The 18,934-nt window shown below is 74.5% G+C and carries 3 protein-coding genes; all 3 read left to right on the forward strand.

Going from position 1 to position 18,934, the window contains the following annotated elements; all coding sequences use genetic code 11:
• Positions 1-2,536 (forward strand): type I polyketide synthase (locus AC07FY_RS20185; RefSeq protein ID WP_479008023.1); only part of this gene is annotated, 2,536 nt, incomplete at its 5' end.
• A gap of 54 nt (positions 2,537-2,590) precedes the next feature.
• Positions 2,591-8,200, forward strand: coding sequence for a type I polyketide synthase (locus AC07FY_RS20190; protein ID WP_479008025.1), 5,610 nt, complete (start codon positions 2,591-2,593; stop codon positions 8,198-8,200).
• 50 nt (positions 8,201-8,250) lie between these two features.
• Positions 8,251-18,927, forward strand: coding sequence for a type I polyketide synthase (locus AC07FY_RS20195; protein ID WP_479008027.1), 10,677 nt, complete (start codon positions 8,251-8,253; stop codon positions 18,925-18,927).
• Positions 18,928-18,934 lie beyond the last annotated feature (7 nt).

Consider the following 18,934-nt stretch of genomic DNA (forward strand, 5'->3'; position numbering starts at 1 on the left):
GGCCAACGGCTCGCGGACCGTCGAGGTGTACTCGCAGCGTGAGGACGCGGCGGATGAGGACGGCGCCGACACCTGGACCCGGCACGCCACCGGCACGCTGGCGGTCACCGGGGCCCAGGGCGCGGGGCAGGGCTTCGACTTCGCCGCCTGGCCCCCGGCCGGTGCCCAGCCGGTCGAGGTGGGGGAGTTCTACGCCGACCTGGACGAGCGCGGCTTCGGTTACGGTCCGGCGTTCCAGGGCCTGCGGGCGGTGTGGCGCTGCGGTGAGGAGGTCTTCGCCGAGGTCGCCCTGCCCGAGGAACTGCGCGGGGAGGCAGACCAGTTCGGCATCCACCCGGCGTTGCTGGACGCGGCCCTGCAGGCCGGCACCTTCGCCGGTCCGGCCGACGCGGCGGACGGGGAAACGGGCGAGGCCGTACTGGCCTTCGCGTGGAACGGTCTCGTGCTGCATGCCGTGGGCGCCTCCGCCCTGCGCGTACGGGTCGCCCCGGCGGGCCCGGACGCCCTGGCGGTCGAGGCCGCGGACGCCACCGGCGCCCTGGTGGTGACGATGGACTCGTTGGTGTCCCGGCCGGTGTCCGCCGAGCAGCTCGACGCCGCGGCGGCGGACGGGACCCGCTCCTCCCTCTTCGCGGTGGAGTGGACCGGGCTGGATCTGGACGAAGGACTGGAGCCGTCGCCCTGGTGGGTGCCGGTGGACCGCGCCGAGGACGTTGCGGCGCTGGCCGACGACGCCGCGGCGGGCCTCGGCGCGCCGGCGGCGGCCGTTCTGGATGCGGTCGGCGGCGACGGCGAGGACGCCGTTCTGGCCCTGTCCTCCCGTGTCCTGGAGGTCGTCCAGGCGTGGCTGGCCGGGAACGGGCTGGAGGGGTCGCGGCTGGTGGTGCTGACCCGGGGCGCGGTGGCGGCCGGCGACGGCACGGTCACCGACCCGGCCGGCTCGGCGGTGTGGGGCCTGGTGCGCGCCGCACAGTCGGAGAACCCGGACCGGATCGTCCTGCTCGACACCGATCCGGCCTGCGACGGCAGTGCGGAGCTGGTCCTGGGCGCGGTGCTGGCCTGCGGCGAGCCGCAGGTCGCCGTCCGGGGCACGGCCTTCTCCGTCCCCCGGCTCGCCCGGATCGGCAACGGGGCCGCGGAAGGCCCCGCGAACGATGCCGCGGCCGGTTCGGCGATGTTCGGTCCGGAAGGCACGGTCCTGATCTCGGGCGCCGGATCGCTGGGCGCGCTGGCCGCCCGCCACCTCGTCACCCGACTCGGTGTGCGCCGTCTGGTGCTGGCCAGCCGCAAGGGGCCGGACGCCGACGGCGTGGCCGACCTGGTGGCCGAACTCACCGCCCAGGGCGCCACGGTGTCGGCGGTGGCCTGCGACGTGTCCGACCGCGGCCAGGTGGAGGCGCTCCTCGCCTCCGTGCCGGCCGACCACCCCCTGCGCGGTGTCGTCCACACCGCGGGTGTGTTCGACGCCGGAGTGATCGGGGCACTGACCCCGGAGCGGCTCGCGAAGGTGTACGCGCCGAAGGTGGACGCGGTGCGCCACCTCGACGAACTGACCCGCGGCACGGACCTCGACGCCTTCCTCGTCTACTCCTCCGCGTCGTCAGTCTTTATGGGAGCTGGTAGTGGCGGATACGCCGCGGCCAATGCTTTCCTGGACGGGTTGATGGCCCACCGACGAGCGGCCGGCCTGCCGGGTCTGTCGCTCGCCTGGGGTCCGTGGCATACGGCCACCCATCTGGGGGACACCATCGACGACCTCACCAAGGCTCAGATGAGCCGGCGTGAGGGACGCGGGGGCATCACGGCGCTCGAGCCGGCCGAGGGCATGGAGCTCTTCGGTGCGGCTGTGGGCTCCTCGGGGTCCGGGCACGCCCTGCTGGTGCCGGTCGCGTTGGACGTGCGGGGAGCACGCGCCGACGCGGCGGCCGGTGGCGGTGTTCCGCACCTGCTGCGCGGGCTGGTGCGCACCGGCCGTCAGCAGGCGAGGGCGGCGGCCACCGGTGACGAGCGCGGACAGCTGTCCGCGCGGCTCGCCGGACTCGACGCCACAGAACAGGAGGCACTGCTTCTCGACCTGGTCCGGACGCAGATCGCGGTCGTGCTCGGCCACTCCGGGCTGGAAGGCGTCCGGGCGGAGACGGCGTTCAAGGACGCCGGATTCGACTCGCTCACCTCGGTGGAACTGCGCAACCGGATGCGTGAGGCCACCGGCCTGAAGCTTCCGGCCACGCTGGTCTTCGACTATCCCACCCCGTTGGCGCTCGCCCGGCACCTGTGCGAGGAACTCGCGGTCGACAAGGCGCCCCCCGCCGACTCGGTGCTGGCCGGTCTCGCCGGCCTGGACGCGGCCATCGAGTCCGCGGCGTCCGATGCGCAGGCCCGGGACCGGATCGCGGTACGCCTGCGGGAACTGCTGAAGGCGGCCGAGGCGGCGGGCGCCCCGTCCGGCGCGGCGGGAGCGGCGGACGTGTCCGACCAGGACCTCGACAGCGCGAGCGACGAGGACCTGTTCGCGATCTTCGACCGGCTCGACTGAGCCGGACCGTACGGCCGGGCCCGGGTGGGCCCGGCCGTACGGTCCCGCACGACGGTGCGGGACCGACCCCACCACCACCCGCGGCATTCGCACACATCGATTTCCTGGGAGCTGAATTCAGTGGCTGACGAGGTACAACTCCGCGACTACCTCAAGAGGGCCATCGCCGACGCCCGCGATGCCCGCAAGCGGCTGCGCGAGGTCGAGGACCAGGCGCGGGAGCCCATCGCCATCGTCTCCATGGCGTGCCGCTACCCGGGAGGTGTGTCCTCTCCGGAGGAGCTGTGGAAGCTGGTGGCCGACGGGCGCGACACCGTCTCCGACTTCCCCGACAACCGTCACTGGGATCTGGAGGCGCTGATCGACCCGGACCCCGACAGTGCGGGCACCTCGTACGTCAGCCAGGGCGGCTTCGTCCATGACGCGGGCCTCTTCGACGCCGGGTTCTTCGGGATCTCGCCGCGCGAGGCCCTGGCCATGGACCCCCAGCAGCGGCTGCTGCTGGAAACCTCCTGGGAGGCGTTCGAGGGCGCCGGCATCGACCCCGTCTCGCTGAAGGGCAGCGACGTCGGCGTGTTCACGGGCATATCCGCCCAGGGCTACGGGACCGCCGGCGGGTCGGTCGCGCCGGAGCTGGAGGCCTTCGCGGGTGCGGCGACGGCGTCGAGCGTGGCGTCGGGCCGCGTGTCGTACGTGTTCGGCTTCGAGGGGCCCGCGGTGTCGATCGACACCGGGTGCTCCTCATCGCTCGTCGCGATGCACCTGGCCGCGCAGGCGCTGCGGCAGGGGGACTGCTCGCTCGCCCTGGCCGGCGGCGTCATGGTGATGGCCACCCCCGGCACGTTCATGGCCTTCTCCCGGCAGCGCGGGCTGGCCGCCGACGGACGCTGCAAGGCGTACGCGGACGGTGCGGACGGCATGGGCCTGTCCGAAGGTGTGGGTGTGGTGCTGCTCGAACGGCTCTCGGTCGCGCGCGCCCGCGGGCACCGGGTGCTGGCCGTGCTGCGCGGCAGCGCGCTGAACCAGGACGGCGCGTCCAACGGCCTCACGGCGCCGAACGGGCCGTCGCAGCAGCGCGTCATCCGCAAGGCACTGGCCAATGCCGGGCTCTCCCCGTCCGAGGTGGATGCGGTCGAGGGCCACGGAACGGGGACGACGCTGGGCGACCCCATCGAAGCGCAGGCGCTGCTGGCCACGTACGGCCGGGACCGGGACCCGCAGAACCCGTTGTGGCTGGGCTCGTCGAAGTCGAACCTGGGACACACGCAGGCCGCCGCCGGGGTGGCCGGCGTCATCAAGATGGTGCAGGCGATGCGGCACGGGCTGCTCCCGGCGACCCTGCACGTGGACGCGCCCACACGGCAGGTGGATTGGACCGACGGGGCCATCGAGCTGCTCACCGAGGCCCGGGAGTGGCCGCGGAGCGGCCGTCCGCGCCGGGTGGGCATCTCCTCGTTCGGCATCAGCGGGACGAACGCGCACCTGATTTTGGAAGAGGCCCCCACCGAAGAGGCGGCGCCGGCGCCGGCAGAGGGAACGGACCGGCCGGTGGCGGAGCAGTCCGCGGCCGCGCCCGCCGGGGCGGTGCCGCTGGTGGTGTCCGCGCGCAGCGCCGGTTCGCTGGCCGGTCAGGCGGAGCGGCTCGCGGCGTTCCTCGAGGGCGCCGAGGAGGCGGTGACGCCGGCGGATGTGGCCGGGGCGCTCGTCTCGGAGCGTTCCGTCTTCAGTGAACGCGCGGTCGTCGTGGCCGACTCGGGCGACCGCGATGCCGCGCCGGCCGCGCTCCGGGCGCTGGCCCGGGGCGAGGACGTGCCCGGTGTGGTGACCGGTAGCGCGGTCGGCTCTCCGGGCAAGGTGGTGTGGGTGTTCCCGGGGCAGGGTGCGCAGTGGGCGGGTATGGGCCGTGAACTGCTGGATTCATCCCAGGTGTTCGCGGCACGGATCGCTGAGTGTGCGGCGGCTTTGGAGCCGTTCGTGGACTGGTCGCTGGTCGAGGTGTTGCGCGGGGAGACGGATCCGGAGCTGATGGAGCGGGTGGATGTGCTCCAGCCGGCCAGTTTCGCGGTGATGGTGGGTCTGGCGGCGGTGTGGTCCTCCGTGGGGATCACGCCGGACGCGGTGCTCGGCCACTCCCAGGGTGAGATCGCGGCCGCGTGCGTGGCCGGTGCGCTCTCCCTGGAGGACGCGGCGCGGGTGGTGGCCCTGCGCAGTCAGGCCATCGCGAGGGATCTGGCGGGTCGGGGCGGTATGGCTTCGGTCGCGCTGAGCGAGGCCGATGCGGTTGCGCGGATTCTGCCGTGGGCCGATCGGGTGGAGGTCGCCGCGGTCAACGGTCCGTCGTCGGTGGTGATCGCGGGTGACGCGCAGGCGCTGGATGAGGCCCTGGCGGCCCTGTCGGCCGACGGTGTGCGGGTCCGCCGGGTCGCGGTGGACTACGCCTCGCACACCCGGCACGTCGAGGCGATTCGCGAGGCGCTCGCCGAGGCCCTCGCCGGGATCGAGGCGCAGACCCCGAAGACCCCCTTCTACTCGACCGTCACCGGCGGTTGGATCGGGACTACCGACGCCCTCGACGGTGACTACTGGTACCGCAACCTCCGCGGCCAGGTCGGCTTCGGCCCGGCGGTGGCGGAGCTGCTCGACCAGGGCCACGGGGTGTTCGTGGAGGTCAGCGCCCACCCGGTGCTGGTCCAGCCGATCACCGAGGCCGTCGACCTGGCCGAGACCGACGCCGGTGTCGTGGTGACCGGATCCCTGCGGCGCGAGGACGGCGGGCTGCGCCGTCTGCTCGTGTCCGTGGCCGAACTCTTCGTCCGTGGACTGGCCGTGGACTGGAGCGCTGTCGTGCCCGAGCCCACCGCTCGGGTGGACCTCCCGACGTACGCCTTCGACCACCAGCACTACTGGCTCAAGCCGGGCGAGTCGGCCACCGACGCCGCCTCCCTCGGACTGGCCGGTGCCGATCACCCGCTCCTGGGCGCGGTCGTACGGCTTCCCCAGTCGGACGGACTGGTCTTCACCTCCCGGCTGTCGCTGCGCACGCACCCCTGGCTCGCCGATCACACCCTCGGCGGTGCGGCGGTGGTCCCCGGTGCGGCGTACGTCGACCTCGCGGTGCGTGCCGGTGACGAGTTCGGCTACGGCGTGCTGGAACAGCTCGTGATCGAGGCGCCGTTGGTGGTGCCCGAGCAGGGCGGGGTCCGGATTCAGGTTGCGGTCGGTGGTCCGGGTGAGGGCGGTGGCCGTCCGGTGGAGGTGTTCGCGCTGCGTGAGGACGCCGCGGGCGGGGATGTGTGGACGCGGCATGCGAGGGGTGTGCTGGCGGAGTCGGCTTCGGTGTCCGGTTCCGGGTTCGACTTCACCGTGTGGCCGCCGGCCGGCGCTCAGCCGGTGGAGGTCGGGGAGTTCTATGCCGGTCTGGTGGAGGACGGGTACGGCTATGGTCCGGCGTTCCAGGGTCTGCGGGCGGTGTGGCGGCGCGGCGAGGAGGTCTTCGCCGAGGTCGCGCTGCCGGAGGAGTTGCGCAAGGAGGCCGGTGGGTTCGGTGTCCATCCGGCGTTGCTGGAGTCGGCGGTGCAGGCCGGGCAGGCCGCACTGATCGACGCGGTGGGCGGTGGGTTGCGGCAGCCGCTGGAGTGGAGCGGTGTGGTGCTGCACGCCGTGGGTGCCTCGGCGCTGCGGGTGCGGTGGGTGCCGGCGGGTGCGGACACGCTGTCCGTGGAGGCGGCCGACGAGACCGGCGGGCTCGTGGTCACGCTGGACTCCGTGGTGTCCCGGCCGCTGTCTCCGGAGCAGATGGGAGCGGCTCCGGACGCCGCGTCCGCCGACTCCCTGTTCGCGGTGGACTGGACCGAGCCTGCCGTCTTCGAGGCGCAGGACTCCGCCCCGTGGTGGGTGCCGGTGACCACGGCCGAGGACGTCGCGGCCCTGGCCGAGAGCGTGGTGCCGCCCGTGGCGCTGCTGGAAGCGGTCGGTGGTGACGGTGAGGACGCCGCACTGGCGCTGACCTCCCGCGTGCTGGGAGCCGTGCAGGCGTGGCTGGCCGCCCCCGGACTGGAGGAGTCCCACCTGGTCGTGGTCACCCGGGGCGCGGTCCCCGCGGGTGACGGCACCGTCACCGACCCGGCCGGATCGGCCGTGTGGGGCCTGGTCCGGGCCGCGCAGGTCGAGCACCCGGACCGGATCGTCCTGATCGACGCCGACCCGGCCTCCGAGGACGGAGCGACAAGCCTGCTGGGCGCGGTGCTGGCCTGCGGCGAACCGCAGGTCGCCGTCCGTGGCACCGCCCTCTCCGTGCCGCGTCTGGTCCGCGCCGGGGCCGCGGCCCCGGATACCGCGTCCGCGTTCGCCACCGAAGGCACCGTCCTGGTCTCCGGCGCCGGCGCCCTGGGCGCTCTGGTGGCCCGACACCTGGTGACCCGGCACGGTGTACGCAGTCTCGTACTGGCCAGCCGGAAGGGCCCGGCGGCCGAGGGCATGACGGAGCTCGTCGCCGAGCTGACCGGGCAGGGCGCCGCCGTGGCGGTGGCCGCCTGCGACGTGTCCGACCGCGACCAGGTGCGCTCGCTGCTGGCGTCGGTCCCGGCCGAGTACCCGCTGACCGGTGTCGTGCACACCGCCGGCGTACTGGACGACGGTGTGGTCGCCGCGCAGACCCCGGAGCGGCTCGCGAGGGTGTTCGCCCCGAAGGTCGACGCGGTACGCCACCTCGACGAGCTCACCCGCGGCCTGGACCTCGACACGTTCGTGGTCTTCTCCTCCGCCTCCGGCGTGTTCGGATCGGCCGGACAGGCCAACTACGCGGCGGCGAACGCCTTCCTGGACGGCTTGATGGCCGCCCGCCACGCAGCGGGCCTGCCCGGGCAGTCACTGGCCTGGGGCCTGTGGGAGCAGGCCACCGCCATGACCGCCCACCTGGGCGGAGCCGACCAGGCACGGGCCGGCCGCGGCGGTGTGCAGGCGATGACGGCGGCGCAGGGCATGCGGCTGCTCGACGCGGCCGCCGCGTCGGACCTGCCGCTGCTCGTCCCGGTCAACCTGGACCTGCGGGCGCTGCGCGGCCAGGCCGCGGCCGGCGCGGGAGTCCCGCACCTGATGCGGGGCCTGGTGCGGGCCGGCCGGCACGTCGCGCGGGCCGCGGCCGCCACCGACGGCGGGCTGGTCGCCCGCCTGGCCGTGCTTCCCGCGGCGGAACAGGAAGCCCTGCTCCTCGATCTGGTGCGCACCCAGGTCGCGGTCGTGCTCGGCCACGCCGGACCGGAAGCCGTCCGGGCGGACATGGCGTTCAAGGACACCGGGTTCGACTCGCTCACCTCGGTGGAGCTGCGCAACCGGCTGCGCGAGGCGACGGGTCTCAAACTCCCGGCGACGCTGGTCTTCGACTACCCCACCCCGCTGACCATCGCCCGCTACCTGCGCGACGAACTCGGCACCAGCGACGACGTGCTGTCGCAGCTCAACGCGAAGATCGAGGACGTCGAGTCGCTGATCACCGGTCTGCGCCTCGACCAGAAATCCAGCATCGCCCTTCGCCTCCAGGGTTTGGTGGCCAGGTGCAACGGAGTGCTCGAGGCGAGCGACGCCTCCACGGTGGCGGAGCAACTGGAGTCCGCGTCCGCCGATGAGATCTTCGACTTCATCGATGGTGAATTCGGCCTCATCTGACACCGGTTCCCGCTGTGCGGCTCCATCACATCTTCGTTAAGGACTGAAGAATGGCCACGGACGAAAAACTCCTCAAGTACCTCAAGCGCGTCACCACCGAGCTGCACACCCTGCGTCAGCAGGGCTCCCGCCACGCCGACGAGCCGATCGCGATCGTCGGCATGGCGTGCCGGTTCCCCGGTGGTGTGACGGGGCCGGAGGACTTGTGGAGCTTGGTGTCCGAGGGCCGTGACGCGATGTCGTCCTTCCCGGAGGACCGCGGCTGGGACCTGGACGCCCTCTTCGACCCGGACCCCGACCACGCGGGTACCTCGTACACGGACCAGGGCGGCTTCCTGCAAGGCGCCGGCCTCTTCGACGCGGGATTCTTCGGCATCTCCCCGCGCGAGGCGCTGGTGATGGACCCGCAGCAGCGGCTGCTGCTGGAGACCTCGTGGGAGGCGCTGGAGGGCGCCGGCATCGACCCGGTGTCGCTGAAGGGCACCGATGTCGGAGTGTTCTCCGGGGTGTTCACCCAGGGCTACGGGGCCGGAGTCGGTGCGATCCCGCCGGAGCTGGAGGGCTTCGCGGGCACCGGAGGCGCCTCCAGCGTGGCGTCCGGGCGCGTGAGTTACGTGCTGGGGCTGGAGGGACCGGCGGTCACCGTGGACACCGCCTGTTCGTCCTCGCTGGTGACGATGCACCTGGCCGCGCAGTCACTGCGCCAGGGTGAATGCTCGATGGCGCTGGCCGGCGGCGCGACCGTGATGGCGACGCCCGGCACCTTCGTGGCGTTCTCCCGGCAGCGGGTCCTGGCGGGCGACGGCCGGTGCCGGGCGTTCGCGGACGGCGCGGACGGCACGGGCTGGGCCGAGGGCGTGGGCGTGGTCGTCCTGGAACGGCTGTCGGTGGCGCGCGAGCGTGGACACCAGGTGCTGGCGGTGCTGCGCAGCAGCGCGGTCAACCAGGACGGCGCCTCCAACGGCCTGACGGCGCCGAACGGCCCGTCGCAGCAGCGGGTCATCCGCAAGGCGCTGGCCAGTGCTGGGCTGGTGCCGGCGGACGTGGACGTCGTGGAGGCGCACGGGACCGGTACGGCCCTGGGCGACCCGATCGAGGCGCAGGCGCTGCTGGCGACCTACGGCCAGGGCCGTGACCCGGAGCAGCCGCTCTGGCTGGGTTCCCTGAAGTCGAACATCGGGCACACTCAGGCCGCCGCGGGTGTGGCCGGCGTGATCAAGATGGTGCAGGCGATCCGGCACGGCGTCATGCCCCCCACGCTCCACGTCGAGAAGCCGACCACGCAGGTGGACTGGACCGAGGGCGCGGTGGAGCTGCTCACCGAGGCGCGGGAGTGGCCGCGCGGTGGCCGGCCGCGCCGCGCGGGCGTCTCCTCGTTCGGTGTCAGTGGCACGAACGCGCACGTGATCCTGGAGGAAGCGCCGCACGACGAAGCGACGCACGACGAAGCGCCGCAAGAGGAAGCACCGCAAGAGGAAGCACCGGAGCAGGGGGCGGCCCCCGGCGGCGTGGTGCCGCTGGTGGTGTCGGCGCGCAGCGCCGACGCCCTGGCCGGTCAGGCCGACCGCCTGGCCGCGTACCTGGAGTCCGCCGACGGCGAGGTGCCCCTGGCGGGCGTGGCCGGGGCGCTGCTGTCGGGCCGCGCACTCCTCGGTGAGCGCGCGGTGGTCGTGGCCGGCTCCGACCAGGAGGCGCTGGCCGGTCTGCGGGCGCTGGCCCGCGGCGAGAACGCACCCGGCGTCGTCACCGGCACCGCGACCGGTGCGGGTGCGCCGGGCAAGACCGTGTGGGTGTTCCCCGGCCAGGGCTCCCAGCGCGTGGGCATGGGCCAGGAGCTGTACGACCGGTACCCGGTGTTCGCGAAGGCGCTGGACGAGGCGTGCGAGCAGCTGGACGCGCGGCTGGCCGGGCACGTCGACCACCCGGTGCGCGACGTCGTCTTCGGCGCGGTGCCGGACAGCGGCGAACTCCTCGGCCGGACGGTGTACACGCAGGCCGGACTGTTCGCGGTGGAAACCGCCCTGTACCGGCTGGTGGAGTCCTGGGGCGTGCGGCCCGACGTCGTGATCGGGCACTCGGTCGGCGAGATCACGGCCGCCCACGTCGCGGGCGCGCTGTCCCTGCCGGACGCGGCGCGCCTGGTCGCCGCCCGCGGCCGGCTGATGCAGGCGCTGCCGCCGGGCGGGGCCATGGTCGCGGTCGGGGCCGGCGAGGCGGAGGTCGCCGGGCTGCTGGGCGAGGGCGTGGAGATCGCTGCCGTCAACGGCCCGGCCTCGGTGGTGCTCTCCGGTGAGGAGGAAGTGGTCCTCGCCGCGGCCGCCCGGCTCAAGGAGCGCGGACACAAGACGAAGCGGCTGGCGGTGTCGCACGCGTTCCATTCCCTGCGGATGGAGCCGATGCTGGCCGAGTTCGCCGCCGAGCTGGACGGCATCGAGTGGCGGAGCCCGGCCGTACCGGTGGTCTCGAACGTGACCGGCCGCCTGGCCGGGCCGCAGGAGCTCGCCGACCCGCAGTACTGGGCCGGACACGTACGCCGGCCGGTGCGGTTCGCCGAGGGGATCGCCGCCGCGGTGGAGTACGGCGGCTCGCTGTTCGTCGAGCTGGGCCCGGGAGCGGCGCTGACCGGCCTGGTGCAGGAGACGGCTGCCGCCGCGGACACCGACGCGACCTGCGTCGCGGCCCTGCGCGACGGCCGCCCGGAGGAGCAGACGCTGCTGGCCTCGCTGGCCGGGCTGTTCGTCCGCGGGGTGGCCGTGGACTGGAGCGGTCTGTTGCCGCGGGCACCCCGACCGGCGTGGGCCGACCTGCCGACGTACGCCTTCGACCGACGGCACTACTGGCTCCCGCCGGCCGGACAGGCCACCGACGCCGCGTCGTTGGGGCAAACGACCGCCGACCACCCGCTGCTGGGCGCGGTGGTGCGCCTCCCGCAGTCCGACGGGCTCGTCTTCACCTCGCGCCTGTCGCTGCGCTCGCACCCCTGGCTGGCCGACCACCGGGTCGGCGGAGTGGTGCTCGTCGCCGGCACCGGGCTCGTGGAGCTCGCGGTGCGCGCCGGTGACGAGGTCGGCTGCGGGGTCCTGGACGAGCTCGTGATCGAGGCACCGCTGGTGGTGCCCGAGCAGGGCGGCGTACGGGTTCTGGTCGCGGTCGGCGGCGCGGGCGCGAACGGCTCGCGCACCGTGGACGTGTACTCCCAGCGCGAGGACCTGCTCGACGACGGCGCCGACAGCTGGGCACGGCACGCCACCGGCATGCTCTCCGCCCCCGCCCCGACCGAGGGCGGCGGCGACCGCTTCGACTTCACCGCCTGGCCGCCGCCCGGCGCCCAGCCCGTCGAGCTCGGGGACTTCTACGCGGGTCTGGTCGAGAGCGGTTACGGCTACGGTCCGGTGTTCCAGGGCCTGCGGGCGGTGTGGCGGCGCGGCGGGGAACTCTTCGCCGAGGCCGCCCTGCCCGAGGAGCACCGCAAGGAGGCCGCCCGGTACGGCATCCACCCGGCGCTGCTGGACGCGGCCCTGCACACCGGCATGTTCGGCGCCGCGACGGGCACCGCGGGCGAGGAGTCCGGGCGGCCGGTGCTGCCGTTCGCGTGGAACGGGCTCGAGCTGCACGCCGCGGGCGCCACGGCACTGCGGGTGCGCATGGCGCCCGGCGGGCCGGGAGCCGTCTCGCTGACGGCGGCGGACGAGACCGGCGGCCTGGTCGTGACCCTGGACTCGCTGGTGTCCCGTCCGGTGTCGGCCGAACAGCTGGACACGGCGGCGGACACGGCGGTCGCCCACGCGCTGTTCCGGGTGGAGTGGAGCGAGCTGCCCGCCGCCCAGGCCGCGCAGCCGGCGCCGTCCTGGGCGGCGGTGTCCCGCGCCGACGACGTGCCGGCCCTCGCCGGGCGCGCCGACCTGCCGCCGGTGACGCTGCTGGAAGCGGTCGGCGGCGTGGGTGAGGACGCCGTACTGGCGCTGACCTCGCGGGTGCTGGAGGTCGTGCAGGCGTGGCTGGCCGCGTCCGGACTGGAGGAGTCGCGGCTGGTCGTCGTGACCCGGGGCGCGGTCCCCGCCGGTGACGGCACGGTGACCGACCCGGCCGGCTCGGCGGTGTGGGGTCTGGTGCGCGCCGCGCAGGCGGAGAACCCGGACCGGATCGTCCTGATCGACGCCGACCCGGCCGGTGACGGAGACGTGCTGCCGGTCCTGGCCGCGGTGCTGGCCGGAGGCGAGCCGCAGGTGGCCGTCCGCGGCGCCGCGCTGTCGGTCCCGCGGCTCGCCCGTGCGGCCGCCCAGGCCCCGGCCGCCCCGGCGGTCTTCGGGCCGGACGGCACGGTCCTGGTCACGGGCGCCGGATCCCTGGGCGCGCTCGTGGCCCGGCACCTGGTCACCCGGCACGGCGTACGGAGCCTGGTGCTGGCCAGCCGCCGCGGTGCGCAGGCCGAGGGCATGACGGAGCTCGTCGCGGAGTTGACCGGGCAGGGCGCGGCCGTGGCGGTGGCCGCCTGCGACGTGTCCGACCGCGAGCAGGTGCGCTCGCTGCTGGCGTCGGTCCCGGCCGAGTACCCGCTGACCGGTGTCGTGCACACCGCCGGCGTACTGGACGACGGCGTGGTCGCCGCGCAGAGCCCGGAGCGGCTCGCGAGGGTGTTCGCCCCGAAGGTCGACGCGGTACGCCACCTCGACGAGCTCACCCGCGGCCTGGACCTCGACACGTTCGTGGTCTTCTCCTCCGCCTCCGGCGTGTTCGGATCGGCCGGACAGGCCAACTACGGCGCGGCGAACGCCTTCCTGGACGGGCTGGTGGCCGGCCGTCGCGCGGCGGGCCTGCCGGGCCTGTCGCTGGCCTGGGGCCTGTGGGAGCAGATCGACGGCATGACCGCCCACCTCAGCGGCGCCGACCAGGCGCGCATGAACCGCGGCGGTGTGCAGGCGATTTCCGCCGTGGAGGGCATGGAGCTGTTCGACGCCGCCGTGGAGACCGGGCAGGCGCTGGTGGTGCCGGTCAAGCTCGACCTGCGCGCCGTACGGGCCGACGCCGTAGCCGGTGCGGGAGTGCCGCCCCTGCTGCGCGGCCTGGTGCGGGCCGGCCGGCAGGCGGCGCGGGCGGTGTCCGCCGGGGACGGCGGGCTGCTCCGCCGCCTCGCCGGGCTCGGCGCGGCGGAGCAGGAGGCCCTGCTCCTGGATCTGGTGCGGGCGCAGGTCGCGCTGGTGCTCGGGCACACCGGGCCCGGCGGCGTCGGGGCGGAGACGGCGTTCAAGGACGCCGGTTTCGACTCGCTCATCTCCGTGGAACTGCGCAACCGGCTCCGTGAGGAGACCGGACTGAAGCTTCCGGCGACGCTGGTCTTCGACTACCCGACCCCGCTGGCGCTCGCCCGCTACCTGCGCGACGAGCTCGGGGACACGGTGGCCGGCGCCCCCGCCTCCACCGTGACCGCCGTCGCGGATCCCGACGAGCCCATCGCCATCGTCGGCATGGCCTGCCGGCTGCCGGGCGGTGTGACGGATCCCGAAGACCTGTGGCGGCTGGTGTCCGAGGGCCGCGAGGGCATGTCCGACTTCCCGGACGACCGCGGCTGGGACCTGGACGGCCTGTTCGACGCGGACCCCGACAGCACCGGCACCTCCTACACCTCCCAGGGCGGGTTCCTGCGCGGGGCGGGGCTCTTCGACCCGGCGTTCTTCGGGATCTCCCCGCGCGAGGCCCTCGCCATGGACCCCCAGCAGCGCGTGCTGCTCGAGACCTCCTGGGAGGCCATGGAGCAGGCCGGGATCGACCCCGCCTCGCTGAAGGGCACCGACGTCGGCGTGTTCTCGGGCGTCTCCAGCCAGGGCTACGGCGCGGGCGCCGGCGAGGCGCCGGAGCTGGAGGGCTTCGCGGCCACGGCGTCCGCGGCGAGCGTGGCCTCCGGCCGCGTCTCGTACGTGTTCGGGTTCGAGGGCCCGGCGGTCACCATCGACACCGCCTGCTCCTCCTCGCTGGTGGCGATGCACCTGGCCGCGCAGGCGCTGCGGCAGGGCGAGTGCTCGATGGCGCTCGCCGGCGGCGCGACGGTGATGGCGTCCCCCGGCACCTTCGTGGAGTTCTCCCGGCAGCGCGGCCTCGCCGCCGACGGCCGGTGCAAGTCCTACGCCGACGGCGCGGACGGCACCGGCTGGGCCGAAGGCGTGGGCGTGGTGGCGCTGGAGCGGCTGTCGGTGGCGCGCGAGCGCGGCCACCGGGTGCTGGCGGTGCTGCGCGGCAGCGCCGTCAACCAGGACGGCGCGTCGAACGGTCTGACGGCGCCGAACGGACCGTCGCAGCAGCGGGTCATCCGCCGGGCCCTGGACAGTGCGGGTCTCGCCCCCTCCGAGGTGGACGTGGTCGAGGGCCACGGAACCGGCACCGCGCTCGGCGACCCGATCGAAGCGCAGGCACTGCTCGCCACGTACGGCCGGGACCGCGACCCGGAACAGCCGCTGTGGCTCGGCTCGCTCAAGTCCAACATCGGCCACGCACAGGCCGCCGCGGGCGTGGCCAGCGTGATCAAGATGGTGCAGGCCATGCGGCACGGGGTCATGCCCCCGACGCTGCACGTGGACGAGCCCACGAGCCAGGTCGACTGGACGGCGGGAGCCGTCGAGCTGCTCACCGAGGCGCGCGCATGGCCCCGCAACGGCCATCCGCGCCGAGCGGGGGTGTCCTCCTTCGGCATCAGCGGGACCAACGCCCACCTGATCCTCGAAGAGGCACCGGCGCAGGCGGCGCAGCCCGCCGCCGAGGAGCCGACGACCGCCGGTGTGTGGCCGTTGGTGGTCTCCGCGCGGAACGCCGGCTCGCTCCCGCGGCAGGCCGGGCGGCTCGCGGAGTTCCTCACCGGCGCCGAGGAGGCGCCGCTGGCGGACGTGGCCGCGGCGCTGGTGTCGGGCCGCGCGCTCTTCGGTGAACGGGCGGTCGTCGTGGCCGGTTCGGACGAGGAGGCCCTCGCCGGTCTGCAGGCGCTGGCCCGCGGTGAGAGCGCCCCCGGTGTCGTCTCCGGCAGCGCCGGCTCGGGCACGCACGGCAAGGTGGTGTGGGTGTTCCCGGGGCAGGGTGCGCAGTGGGCGGGCATGGGCCGTGAACTGCTGGACTCCTCCCCGGTGTTCGCGGAGCGGATCGCTGAGTGTGCGGCGGCTCTGGAGCCGTTCGTGGACTGGTCGCTGATCGAGGTGCTGCGCGGGGAGGGCGACCCCGGGCTCATCGAACGGGTCGACGTGCTCCAACCCGCCAGCTTCGCCGTCATGGTGGGCCTGGCAGCGGTCTGGGAGTCGGTCGGCATCACACCGGACGCGGTACTCGGCCACTCGCAGGGCGAGATCGCGGCCGCCTGCGTGGCCGGGGCCCTCTCCCTCGACGACGCGGCGCGCGTGGTGGCCCTGCGCAGCCGGGTCATCGCCTCGGAGCTGGCCGGGCGCGGCGGTATGGCCTCGGTGGCACTGAGCGCGGACGAGGCGCTCGCGCGCATCCAGCCGTGGGAGGGCCGCGTCGAGGTCGCCGCGGTCAACGGGCCGGCCTCCGTGGTGATCGCGGGTGACGCCGAAGCCCTGGACGAGGCCCTGGCGGCCCTGACCGCCGACGGCGTCCGGGTCCGGCGGGTCGCGGTGGACTACGCCTCCCACACCCGGCACGTCGAGGACGTCCGCGACGCGCTCGCCGAGGCACTGGCCGGCGTCGCGGCCCAAGAGCCCCGGATCCCCTTCCACTCCACCGTCACCGGCGGCCGGATCCAGGACGCGGGCGTCCTGGACGGCGACTACTGGTACCGCAACCTGCGCGCGCAGGTGGGCTTCGGCCCCGCCGTCGCCGACCTCCTGCGCCAGGGCCACGGGGTGTTCCTGGAGGTCAGCGCCCACCCGGTGCTGGTCCAGCCCATCACCGAGACCGTCGACGCCCACGGCTCCGACGCCCTCGTGACCGGATCCCTGCGCCGCGAGGACGGCGGCCTGCGCCGTCTCCTCGCCTCCATGGCCGAACTCTTCGTCCGCGGCGTGGCCGTGGACTGGACCGGGGTCCTGCCGCAGACCTCCGCCGAACGGCGGGTCGAGCTGCCCACCTACGCCTTCGACCACCAGCACTACTGGCTCCGGCCGGCCGGACAGCCGACCGACGCCACCTCGCTGGGCCTCGCCGGCGCCGACCACCCGATGCTGGGCGCCGTGGTACAGCTGCCGCATTCCGACGGGTTCATCTTCACGTCGCGGCTGTCGCTGCGCACGCACCCGTGGCTGACCGATCACCGGGTCCAAGGGGTGGTCCTCGTACCGGGCACCGGCCTGGTGGAACTCGCGGTGCGCGCCGGCGACGAAGCCGGGTGCGGGGTGCTGGAGGAACTCGTCATCGAAGCCCCGCTGGTGGTGCCCGAGCACGGCGGCGTACGCGTGCAGGTCGTGGTCGGCGGGCCACGGGAGAACAGCTCGCGCACGGTGGACGTCTACTCGCAGCGCGAGGACGCCGCGGGCCAGGGTGGTACGGACACCTGGACCCGGCACGCCACCGGCATGCTGGCCGTCACGGTCCGCGCGAACGGCGGCGCCACCGCCTTCGACTTCGCGGCCTGGCCCCCGGCCGGTGCTCAAGCGGTCGACGTCAGCAGCGGCTACGGCCGGCTCGCCGAGGTGGGATACGGCTACGGCCCGGCCTTCAAGGGCGTGCGGGCGGTGTGGCGGCGCGGCGGGGAACTCTTCGCCGAGGTCGCCCTGCCCGAGGAGCACCGCAAGGAGGCCGGCGGTTTCGGCATCCACCCGGCGCTGCTGGACGCGGCCCTGCACTCGGCCATGCTGACCGCCGCCGCGGCGGCCGCCGACAGCGCGGCCGAAGGCGAGGAGGACGGGCAGGAGCTGCAGCTGCCGTTCGCGTGGAACGGGCTGGAGCTGTACGCGGCCGGCGCCTCGGCGCTGCGCGTGCGCATCGCCCGCAACGAAGACGACGCGATGTCGTTCCAGGCGGCGGACGAGACCGGCGGGCTGGTCGTGACCATGGACTCGCTGGTGGGCCGCGTCGTCTCGCCCGAGCAACTGCGGACGGCCGCGGGCGCGCCCGGCTCCGAGGCGCTGTTCCAGGTGCAGTGGAACGAACTCCCCCTCTCCGGCGGCGGGCAGGCCGGGCCCTCCTGGGTGGCGGTGGGCACCGCCGAACAGGTGGCGACACTGGCCGACGACGTGGAGTCGGGTGCGCCGGCCCCCGCGCTGGCGGTCATTGAGGCCGTCGGCACCGACGACGGTGAGGGCGCGGTCCTGGGCCTGGCCTGCCGGGTGCTGGAGGTCGTGCAGTGCTGGCTGGGCGGGACCGGGCTGGAGGAGTCGCGGCTGGTCGTCGCGACCCGGGGCGCGGTGCCCGCCGGGGGTGACGGCGCGGTGACCGACCCGGCCGGAGCGGCCGTATGGGGCCTGGTCCGTGCCGCCCAGGCCGAGAACCCCGACCGGATCATCCTCCTCGACACCGACCCCGCCGCCGGAGGGCCGGTGGAAGGGGCCCTGGCGGCCGTACTGGCGAGCGGCGAGCCGCAGGTCGCCGTGCGCGGCACGGCCCTGTCCGTGCCCCGGCTCGCCCGGACCGCCGGGCAAGCCGGGGACGCACCCGCGGTGTTCGGGCCGGAGGGCACCGTCCTGCTGTCGGGCGCCGGTTCGCTCGGCGGCCTGGTGGCCCGGCATCTCGTCGCCCGCCACGGCGTACGGCACCTGATGCTGGCCAGCCGCCGCGGCCCGGACGCCGAGGGCGTGGCGGACCTGGTCGCGGAGCTGACCGGGCAGGGCGCCGAGGTGTCGGTGGTGGCCTGTGACATGTCCGACCGCGGTCAGGTGGAGGCGCTGCTGGCGTCCGTGCCCGACGGGCGCCGGCTGACCGCAGTGGTGCACACCGCGGGCGTGACCGAGGACGGCGTGATCGGCATGCTCACTCCGGAGCGGCTGGCGCGGGTCTTCGCACCCAAGGTGGACGCGGTACGCCACCTCGACGAGCTCACCCGGGGCCTGGACCTCGACGCCTTCGTCGTCTACTCGTCCGTCTCGGCGCTCTTCATGGGCGCCGGCAGCGGCGGCTACGCGGCGGCGAACGCCTTCCTCGACGGCCTGATGGCCGAGCGCAGGGCGGCCGGCCTGCCGGGCCTGTCGCTGGCCTGGGGCCTGTGGGAGCAGGCCGACGGCATGGCGGAGCACATCGACGACCTCACCAGGAACCGGATGAACCGCCGGGGCGGCCTGCTGCCGATCACCCCGGCGGAGGGCATGGACCTGTTCGACGCCGCCGTGGGCTCCGGCCACGCCCTGCTGGTCCCGGTCAAGCTGGACCTGAAGGCGCTGCGCAGCCAGGCCGCGGCCGGCGGCGGAGCCCCGCACCTGCTGCGCGGCCTGGTCCGCACCGGCCGCCAGCTGGTGCAGGCCGCGGGGGCCGAGGAGGACCAGCGCCGGCTGTCCGAGCGGCTGGCCGGGCTGTCCGCCGACGACCGGGCGAAGGTCCTGCTCGACCTGGTGCGGGCCCAGGTGGCCGCCGTACTGGGATACAGCCCGACGTACCACTTCGACGCGGACCAGGGCCTGTTCGAGATCGGCTTCGACTCCCTGACCGCCATCGAACTCCGCAACAGGCTGCGCAACATCACCGAGACGAAGCTGTCGCCCAACCTCGTCTTCGACCACCCGACGCCGGGACTGCTCGCCGGGTACCTGCACGAGCTGATGTGCGGCGACGAGGCCGCGCACCCGCAAGCGATCTCCGTCTGAAAGAGGA

It is taken from the genome of Streptomyces sp. NPDC045967 (genome assembly GCF_056430495.1).